3 protein-coding genes are annotated in these 2,625 nt (G+C 53.0%); 2 read left to right on the top strand and 1 reads right to left on the bottom strand.

All coding sequences use genetic code 11. The features are described 5' to 3' along the window. Nucleotides 1–189: 189 nt before the first annotated feature. Nucleotides 190–942 (bottom strand): IS5 family transposase, encoded by a 753-nt coding sequence (locus tag NY78_RS24370; RefSeq protein WP_082140205.1) that lies wholly within the window; start codon nt 940–942, stop codon nt 190–192. A 328-nt stretch (nt 943–1,270) separates the two neighbouring features. On the opposite strand from NY78_RS24370, the gene rfbF reads away from it, so the two are divergent. Together rfbF and NY78_RS21475 are read left to right on the top strand one after the other, a co-directional pair. Next, nucleotides 1,271–2,041, top strand: a complete 771-nt coding sequence (gene rfbF, locus NY78_RS21480; protein ID WP_043640989.1) for a glucose-1-phosphate cytidylyltransferase — start codon at nt 1,271–1,273, stop codon at nt 2,039–2,041. Between the two features lie 68 nt (nt 2,042–2,109). Next, nucleotides 2,110–2,625 (top strand): GDP-mannose 4,6-dehydratase (locus tag NY78_RS21475; protein ID WP_043640992.1); only part of this gene is annotated, 516 nt, incomplete at its 3' end.

Raw genomic sequence — 2,625 nt, 5'->3', positions numbered from 1 at the left:
TCGCCTCAGAAAATGGAAGAAATAGTAACCATCATTTCCCCCATATTATTTGGTGTCTTGACAGGATTCGAGCGAAAGTGGACGGGTGGGCGCTTCTCCCTTTCTCTGCATCGACACCTCCCGAGCGGCAGATTCATACCGCCAAGTTGGTGTCCAAGAAAACCCTAGGGCCTGTTCACAATAGTCGAATTATTGTAGCCAGATGAAGGCAAAGACGAGATGCAACATTGCCATGAATCGCCGCGCGAGTTTTTCGTAGCGCGTCGCCAGTCGCCGGAACTGCTTGATACGATTGAAAAATCGTTCAACGAGGTTGCGGTCTTTGTAAACATGGTGATCGTATTCTCGCCCAATGATACGGTTTTTCCGGCTGGGGATGGCTGCCTCTGCGTTTCGAGCCATAATGCTTATGACAAACGCGTCGGAGTCGTATCCTTTGTCAGCCACAATCGCCAAGGCATCAAATCCATCGATCAAGGCTTGGGCTTGCGTTATGTCTGCAGCTTCGCCCCCGGTCAAAAGCAAACGAACGGGATTTCCCAATCCATCCACCGCAGTATGAATTTTTGTCGTCAGTCTGCCACGCGAACGTCCGATGTCTTGCGGCCCTTCTTTTTTTTGGGCACCTGCCGCATGCTGGTGGGCACGGACAATGGTGCTGTCAATGAAGAGCATTTCTAAATCTGGATCACCAGAGACAGCTTCGGCTAATCGAGCCCAGGTCCCTTTCTCGCACCATCGGGCAAATCGTACATATACGCTGTGCCAGTTTCCGAACTCCTTTGGCAGATCACGCCAGGGAGAACCAGTTCGCGCTATCCAAAGCACGGCCTCAAGAAATCGTCGGTTATTCTTATCTGTTACGCCACGATCTCGTTGCTTCCCCGCACAGAATGGCTCCAATCGAGCCCATTGGTCATCACGTAATAACAACCGTTCCATGCCTCTGCCTCCCCTGGGAGACAAAATTGAACGATCTTAGGCGATTAGTAAACTCCAATTGAGAACAGACCCTAGGCCAATCCACAAATTCTTGCTGCAGCGCTGGTACAACCAAAGGGAAAATACGTCGAAAAAGGAAGGGACTCATAAAATTAGGGGTTGACAGCTTTCAGCCATAACAGCGTACTCTGCGATCCGTTTTTTTAAGACGACCCCCGTTAGGCAGGGTGATTGAGACTGTTGACAGGGCAGACATGTTGTGAAATAAATTTCGTTTTAGAAAATCGTTTATGGTCTCAAAATCCATTCAATACACGAGAGATACCTCATGAAAGTAGTGATACTAGCCGGCGGCCTTGGAACAAGGATTAGCGAGGAGACACAGATAAAACCGAAGCCCATGGTGGAAATTGGCGGCAAGCCAATTTTGTGGCACATCATGAAGATATATTCTACCCATGGATTTGACGAATTTATTATCTGTCTAGGGTACAAAGGCTACATTGTCAAAGAATATTTTTCAAAGTATCATCTGCATATGTCGGACGTGACCTTTGATATGGACAATAATTCTATTGCGTACCATAAAAATTCCGCTGAGAAGTGGAAAGTGACATTGGTTGATACTGGCGACGCTTCCATGACTGGCGGCCGTATTAAGCGTATCCGGCCGTATCTGGGTGATGACGACCTTTTTTGCATGACCTACGGCGACGGACTGGCCGATCTGGATATCTCCTCCGAGATCCAGGCGCATAAACAAAGCGGTGCTCTGGCGACCCTTGTTGCCGTGCAACCCCCCGGCCGCTATGGAGCCCTGGCCCTGGACGGGGATCACGTGCTGCGGTTTGCCGAAAAGCCCAAGGGCGACGGCGGATGGATATGTGGCGGGTTTTACGTGCTTTCACCGAAGGTGCTCGACTACATTGAGGGCGACGCCACCATATGGGAGCGTGAACCTCTGGAGCGGCTGGCCCGTGAAGGGCAGCTTCATGCCTACCGGCATACCGGTTTCTGGAAAGCCATGGACACCTTGCCGGACAAGCAATATCTTGAAAACCTGTGGGATGGGGGATCGCCCCCATGGAAAATCTGGTAGCCGGCACTGGTTGTATGGCAGAGCCGTCCGACAACATCCAACCGTAAGAGGACCTGTTCGGTTATTTTATGGAAACTGCAGTTGCCTATGCCGGCAAACGAGTTCTGGTCACGGGACATAGTGGATTTAAGGGGACGTGGCTCTCGCTGTGGCTGACACGGCTCGGGGCCCAGGTGTTTGGCCTGTCGCTCGATCCTCCGAGCAATCCGGCCATGGCCGAGCTGGTCGGGCTCGATGCCCTTGTGCCCGGAGCGCGTCTGGACATCCGTGATGCTGCGGAACTCGCTCGCCAAGTGGCTGCCTGCAGCCCGCAGGTGGTGTTCCATCTCGCGGCCCAGCCCCTGGTCCGGCCTTCCTACGCGGATCCCTTGGGCACTTTTTCCACCAACACGATGGGCGTGGCCAATCTGCTCAATGCCTGCCGCAACGTGCCGTCGATCCAGGCCGTGGTGATCGTAACCAGCGATAAATGCTACCAGAACAACGAGTGGTGCTGGGGGTATCGCGAGACCGACCCCATGGGCGGGCACGATCCCTACAGCGCGAGCAAGGGGTGCGCCGAACTGGTGACCCAGTCTTTTGCC

Origin of the sequence: Desulfovibrio sp. TomC (assembly GCF_000801335.2) — a bacterium.
Lineage (GTDB): Bacteria > Desulfobacterota > Desulfovibrionia > Desulfovibrionales > Desulfovibrionaceae > Solidesulfovibrio.
This window is presented reverse-complemented; position numbering and strand designations above follow the sequence as displayed.